We start from the raw sequence: 5,751 nt of genomic DNA, 5'->3' as shown, positions 1-5,751 counted from the left end.
ACCTACGGGGAGGGCGCCAGCCCCGCGCCGTGCTTCACCAGCACGGCGCGGCAGTAGGCCATGAGGAAGCCCAGCCGCATGGCGTTGCGCTCGGTGGGGATGCCGGGCGCGGACATGATGGCGGCCAGGTCGCTGCCCCGCTCCACGCCCCGCGCCAGCCGGGCGGCGATGAGGGCCTGCTGAATCCCGCGGCGACGGTACGCGGGCAGCACCGACGTGCCGAACAGCGTCGTGAGCCCCTCGCTCGACTCGCAGCCCCCCGCGCCCACGGGCACGCCGTCCAGCCACGCCACGAACGCGTCCGTCCCCGGCGTGCGCGCGCCCTTCATGCCCAGCGACAGGAAGAGGTCCGACATCTTCTCCCCCTCCGGCACGAAGCCGCTGCCGGAGACCTCGGCGAAGGTGCGCACCGCCGCGTCGTCGCTCGGGTCCACGCGCTTGATGACCAGCTCCGGGGGCGCGCCCTGGCCCAGCTTGCGCAGCGCCTCCACGTCGCGCAGCGGCCGGTACAGCACCGTTTCGAACTCGCGCAGCACGAAGCCCCGCTCCGCCAGCGCATGCAGCAGCGTCACCGGGACGAACGGGCTGATTTCCGCCTTGGGCTCCACCCCACGCGAGGAGAAGAACTCCACCAGCGCATCCAGCTCCGCGCCGGTGACCTCCCGCCCGTGGCCGTAGCCGCAGGACTTGTTCACGTAGGAGCCCACGCCCCCGAACACCATCCAGCCATCGGCCAGGGGGGCGGACTCCGTCGCCAGCGCGACCACGGTCTCGGCCTGCTTGCGCTCGAAACGCCGCGCGATCTCCACCAGGTTCACGTCGTTCATCCGCCCCCTTTACACCGGGCGGGCCCGTCACGTCCCGGCGGGGCCATGGTTGGAGGGCGCCGCATCAAGCATAGTGCCGGCCCATGGGACGTCGCTGGACATGGCAGGCGTGGGCGGCCGCATTCGCGTACTGGACGCTGGCGGGCCTGGCCGGCGCGAGCGAGGATCACTCCGTCCGGGGAGTGAGCTGGTCGCACGCGCTCTTCACGTCGCTGAGCGCCCACCTGCTCTGGGTGCCCCTCTCCGTCGCCATCCTCCAGCTCGGCCTGCGCTTCCCCCTGGAGCGGCGGCGCTGGGCCTCGCGCGTCGCGCTCCACCTGGGCGGCGTGCTCGTCATCGCGTCCATCCGCGCGACGATCATCTTCAGCCTGGACCCCTGGGTGGGCTGGTACGACGTACGGCCCCCCTTCGAGAACGTGCTCATGCACGCCCTGCTCTCCAATCCGTTCATCTACATGACGGTGCTCGGCGTGGCGCACGCCCTCTACTACGCGGACCAGCTCCGGCTGCGGGAGACGCAGCTCGCCCGCGCGCAGCTGCACGCGCTCAAGGCGCAGCTCCACCCCCACTTCCTCTTCAACACCCTGCACTCCATCTCCGCCCTGGTGCACCGCGACCCGGACGGCAGCGAGCGGATGATCGCGCGGCTGAGCGACCTGCTGCGCGGCGCGCTCGACGCCGCGGCCACCGAGGAGGTGTCGCTCCAGGACGAGCTGCGCGCCCTCCAGCCCTACCTGGACATCCAGGGGGTGCGCTTCGCGGACCGGCTCACGGTGAAGCAGGACATCGCCGAGGACGCCCTCGCCGCGCACGTCCCCCACCTGGTGCTCCAGCCGCTCGTGGAGAACGCCATCCAGCACGGCATCGCGCCGGGCACCGAACCGGGCACGGTGACGCTGGTCGCGCGGCGCGCGGGCGCCGAGCTGCACCTGGAGGTGCGGGACGACGGGGTGGGCCTCCAGGAGGCTCCGGCGGACGTCTCCCGGAGCACGGGAGGCGGGCGGGGGTTGAGCATCACCCGCGAGCGCCTGGTGCAGCTCTACGGCGGCGCCCACCGCCTGGAGCTGCGGGACGCCGTGGGCGGCGGCACCACGGTGGCGCTCGCCCTGCCCTTCCACACGGAGCCGGCCCCGTGAGCGCCCCCTTGCGCGTGCTCATCGTCGACGACGAGCGGCTCGCCCGCGAGCGGCTGAAGGACCTGCTGGCCGAGGCCGGCGACATGCAGCTCGTGGGGGAGTGCCGCAACGGCAACGAAGCCATCGCGGCGATTGACGCCGAGCGGCCGGACCTCGTCCTGCTGGACGTGCAGATGCCGGGGCCGGACGGGTTCGGCGTCCTGCGCGCGCTGCCGCCGGAGTCCCCGCCCGCGGTCATCTTCGTGACGGCCCACCGCGACTTCGCGGTGCAGGCGTTCGAGGCCAACGCGCTCGACTACCTGCTCAAGCCGTTCGACCGGGAGCGCTTCCGTCAGAGCCTCGCGAGGGCACGCGACCGTCGCAGGGCCGTGGCGTCACCGCTGGACACGGAGCTGCTCGCCCGGCTCGAAGCGCTCACCCGCCGTCCGCCCCACGAACCCGAGCGCTACGTGACGCGGCTGGTGGCCCGGGTGGGCTGGCGCATGCGCTTCCTCCAGGTGGAGGACATCGACTACCTGACGGCGGAGGGCAACTACGTCTCCGTGCAGGTGGGCAAGCAGTCCCACCTCACGCGTGAGACGCTGAGCGCCCTGGAGGCGAAGCTCGACCCGAAGCAGTTCCTGCGCGCGCACCGCTCGTTCATCGTGCGGCTGGACCGCATCGAGGAGGTGGAGCCGCTCCCCCCGGGCGAGTACGTGTTCGTCCTGCGGGACGGCACGCGGCTGACCTCGGGGCGCAGCTATCGCGCCCAGGTGCAGCGCGCGCTCGAATTGCCGACGTAGGGCCCGCGCGCGGCGACTCCACCGTTCATCCCGGACCCTCCACCGTTCGTCACATCTCCTTGGACGCCTTCGCCGCCGACGGGCGACGGTGGCTTCAGCAAAGGAGATGCACATGCGGCGTTTCGCGAAGCTCCAGTCGTGGTCGAAGAGCCTCTTCCTCGCCCTCTCCGTGGTGACGGTGTCCGGCACCGCCGGAGCCCAGGCCCTCGAGCCGGAGTCGTCCTCCGCCTCCGGGCCCTGGTGCGAGCCGGGGGGCAACCTGTTCGCGCCAGGGGAGATCTCCCTGGAGGACCGTTCGGAGTACCGGCTGGTGTTCGATCCGGACGGGAGGACGGCGTACTACCACGTCGAATCCGACCAGCCGCCCTACCAGGCCATCTACGTGACGCGGCTGCGCAATGGCAACTACGGCCCGGGGGAGGTGGTGTCGTTCTCGGGCACGTACAAGGACTCGGATCCGTTCGTCTCACCGGATGGGCAGTCGCTCTTCTTCTCCTCCACCCGGCCCGTGAACGGCGGCCCGGAGCGCGAGGACACCGACCTCTGGGTGGCGCACCGCGTCCAGGGAGGAGGCTGGGGGGAGCCCGAACACCTGGGCGCGCGCGTGAACACGCCGAAGCAGGAGCTCTACGTGAGCGTGACGCGTGACGGGACGCTCTACTTCGCGAGCGGCACGTTCGAAACGGACTTCGAGCTGTACCGCGCGCGGCGTCAGGGCCGGAGCTACGCGGCGCCGGAGAACCTGGGCCCCGCGCTGAACAGCCCCGACACCTGGGAGTACAACCCGTGGGTGTCCCCGGATGGGCGGGTGCTGGTCTTCGCGTCGCTGAATCGCCCCGGAGGCTACGGACTGGGCGACCTCTACGTGAGCTTCAACGTCGCGGGCACCTGGACCCAGGCCCTCAACCTGGGGCCGGCGGTGAACACGGCGAAGGATGAGTTCCACCCCACGCTGAGCAACGACCTGCGCCACCTCTACTTCGTGCGGCAGACGTGGGATCCCTTCACGCCGTCGGACTTCTACCACCTCGACACGCTCTGCCTCTGGCGCTGAAGAACCCCGCGCGGGGCCCTGGCGTCCATGGACAGGGCGTCCAGGCCCCCCGCGGTCAGTGCGCGTTGGGCAGGGTCTCGAACGGCCACGCACGGGCCGAGGCAGGCCCTTCCTTCGCGGGCCCGCCGAGCCACAGGTCCGCGACGCGCTGGGCGAGCGTCCACGGAGCACCGCCCGCGCGGTTCGTCAGGACGATGACCGTGAGGCGCTGCTCCGGATATTTCACGATGGCGTTGGTGAAGCCACACGTCTCACCGTGGTGTGACAGCCGCTGGCGTCCGCCGTCCTCGTCGACGAACCAGCCGAAGCCGTAGCGCGAGCGCGTGCCGTCCGGGAGCGTCGGCGGAGTCCAGGCCTGCCTCCGGGCCTCCGGGAGCAGCAGCGCCTGCGACTCCAGCGCCTGGTCCCACGCCACCAGGTCCACCACGGACGCATAGATGCCGCCATCACCCAGGACCGCGCTGGTGGGGCTCTGGTCCCGGGGGATGAAGCCGGTCGGGCCGGCGGCGTAGCCATACGCGCGGCGGGGCACGGAGGAGACACCTTCCTCGTGCGCCACGGTGGAGCGCATGCCGCTGGGGACGAAGACGCGCTCGTGCAGGAAGCGGGCGAAGGGCATGCCCCCCACCTGCTCCACGATGAGGGCGAGCACCGCGTAGCCGGAGTTGCTGTAGCGCACCGCCGTTCCCGGTGCGAACCAGGTCCGGTCCGTGCGGGAGAGCAACGTCAGCACGTCCCGGTCCTTCACCTGCACCGTCTGCGTGGGCGGGACGAAGTCTTCGTAATCCCAGATGCCCGACGTGTGCTGGAGCAGGTGGTGGACGCGGACCTCCCGCAGGGAGGGAGGGAACCCGGGGAGCACGTCCACCACGCGGTCATCGAGCCGGAGCCTGCCGTCCTGGACCAGCAGCAGGATGGCCGTGGCCGTGAACTGCTTGGAGAGCGAAGCCAGCCGGTAGTTGCTCTCCGGCGTGGCGGGCGTTCGCTGCTCCAGTTCGGCCAGACCGTACGCCCGACGGAGCACGACCTGCCCGTCATGAATCACGACGACGCTGGCGCCCGGGAGGCCCGGGCCGTCGTAGTCGCGAAAGAGGGCATCCACCGTGCTTGCGTCACCCGACGGAAGCGCTCGGGTGCTGGCACATCCGACGAGGCCGGAGAAGAGGACGGCGGCGGCGAGCAGGGGGGCGGTCATGGGTCCAGGCCTCATGCCGTGATTATGCAGAAGGAGGAGGCCGGCGAAGGGCTGGAAGCGAACCCAGCCGCATCGCCAGAGCTCAATCCTTCGTCAGGTCGTAGACCTCCTGGATGTTGTGCAGCGTCTGCACGAAGTCCAGCTTCAGGTCGTTGATGATGCCGTTGCGCATGTCGAACACCCAGGCATGCACGGACGGGAAGCCCCGCGCCAGGTAGGACTTCTGCACGGCGGCCGTCTTGATGATGTTGATGCTCTGCTCCAGGACGTTGAGCTCCACCAGCCGCTCATAGCGCTGTGACTCCTCCGCGATGCCGTCCAGTTCCTGCTTGTGGAAGCGGTACACGTCCCGGATGTTGCGCAGCCAGGGGTTGAGGATGCCCAGGTCCTTGGGCTGCATCGCCGCCCGCACACCGCCACAGCCGTAGTGCCCGCAGACGATGATGTGCTTCACGTCGAGCTGCCGGACGGCGTAGTTGATGACGGACATCACGTTGAGGTCGACGTTGTTGACCAAGTTGGCGACGTTGCGGTGCACGAACACGTCACCGGGCGCCAGTCCCATGATCTGGTTCGCCGGGACGCGGCTGTCGGAGCATCCGATGTACAGGAAGTCCGGCTGCTGCGACTGCGAGAGCCTGGTGAAGAAATCCGGGTCCGAGCGCAGCTGCTCGTCGGCCCAGCGCTTGTTGTTCTCGAAGATCTTGTCGTAGGGCGTCACGAGGCGGACGCTGGCACGGGTCGGAACGAGCGTCGA

Annotated in this window: 6 protein-coding genes; 3 read left to right on the top strand and 3 right to left on the bottom strand. The window is 70.3% G+C overall.

Going from position 1 to position 5,751, the window contains the following annotated elements:
- Nucleotides 1-2: 2 nt before the first annotated feature.
- Nucleotides 3-827: a GNAT family N-acetyltransferase gene (locus OV207_RS31985; protein ID WP_267558794.1), complete on the bottom strand. Its 825-nt coding sequence runs from the start codon at nt 825-827 to the stop codon at nt 3-5.
- Between the two features lie 83 nt (nt 828-910).
- Between OV207_RS31985 and OV207_RS31980 the strand changes: the two genes are divergently transcribed.
- The 3 genes from OV207_RS31980 (at nt 911) to OV207_RS31970 (ending at nt 3,799) form a co-directional block, all read left to right on the top strand.
- A complete protein-coding gene (locus OV207_RS31980; protein ID WP_267558793.1) occupies nt 911-1,963 on the top strand; it encodes a sensor histidine kinase in 1,053 nt (350 codons plus the stop codon).
- Nucleotides 1,960-2,745: a LytR/AlgR family response regulator transcription factor gene (locus OV207_RS31975; protein WP_267558792.1), complete on the top strand. Its 786-nt coding sequence runs from the start codon at nt 1,960-1,962 to the stop codon at nt 2,743-2,745. Before OV207_RS31980 ends, OV207_RS31975 begins: the two co-directional genes overlap by 4 nt.
- Nucleotides 2,746-2,857: 112 nt before the next feature.
- On the top strand, nt 2,858-3,799 hold the full coding sequence (locus OV207_RS31970; protein WP_267558791.1) for a TolB family protein: 942 nt from the start codon (nt 2,858-2,860) through the stop codon (nt 3,797-3,799).
- 55 nt (nt 3,800-3,854) lie between these two features.
- On the opposite strand, the gene OV207_RS31965 is transcribed toward OV207_RS31970, so the two are convergent.
- Together OV207_RS31965 and OV207_RS31960 are read right to left on the bottom strand one after the other, a co-directional pair.
- On the bottom strand, nt 3,855-4,994 hold the full coding sequence (locus OV207_RS31965; protein WP_267558790.1) for a serine hydrolase domain-containing protein: 1,140 nt from the start codon (nt 4,992-4,994) through the stop codon (nt 3,855-3,857).
- Nucleotides 4,995-5,076: 82 nt separating this feature from the next.
- A complete protein-coding gene (locus tag OV207_RS31960) occupies nt 5,077-5,715 on the bottom strand; it encodes a carbonic anhydrase (RefSeq protein ID WP_267558789.1) in 639 nt (212 codons plus the stop codon).
- Nucleotides 5,716-5,751: the final 36 nt, after the last annotated feature.

It is taken from the genome of Corallococcus sp. BB11-1 (assembly GCF_026626625.1).
Lineage (GTDB): Bacteria > Myxococcota > Myxococcia > Myxococcales > Myxococcaceae > Corallococcus > Corallococcus soli.
The sequence above is the reverse complement of the archived record's forward strand: the minus strand, read 5'-3'. Positions and strand labels throughout refer to the sequence as shown.